Annotated in this window: 1 protein-coding gene; it reads left to right on the forward strand. The window is 51.1% G+C overall.

All coding sequences use genetic code 11. The features are described 5' to 3' along the window. Positions 1-38 precede the first annotated feature (38 nt). On the forward strand, positions 39-519 hold a 481-nt coding region (locus B3M90_RS10365), incomplete at its 3' end, for a TIGR00282 family metallophosphoesterase (RefSeq protein WP_290783975.1).

Here is a 519-nt window from a genome sequence, read left to right on the forward strand (position 1 = left end):
GGCGACCGCCACTTTTTTTAATGAACGGAGGAACAGCAATGAAGATTTTATTCGTCGGAGACGTCGTCGGTGCACCCGGTCGACACATCCTGCAACAATTCACAGCACGCTTGAAAGCGAAATACAATCCGAACGTCATGCTCGTCAACGGTGAAAATGCAGCACACGGACGCGGCATCACGAAGTCGATCTATCATCAATTCCTCGAACTCGGATTCCACGGCATCACGATGGGGAACCATACGTTTGATAACCGTGACATCTTTGACTGGATTGACGACGCGGACCGGATCATCCGTCCTGCGAACTATCCGGAAGGCACACCAGGTCGTGGGATGATGATCGTCAAGGCAGGCAATAAAAAGATTGCCGTCATCAACGTCCAAGGAACGGTCTTCTTACCACCTCTCGGTGACCCGTTCCGTACCGTTGATGAACTGATTGCGGAAGTCGAAGGAAAAGTCGATGCGATCTTCGTTGATGTCCATGCGGAAGCAACGAGTGAAAAAATCGCGATGG

This window comes from Exiguobacterium sp. UBA6309 (genome assembly GCF_002439205.1).
Taxonomy (GTDB): Bacteria; Bacillota; Bacilli; order Exiguobacteriales; family Exiguobacteriaceae; genus Exiguobacterium_A.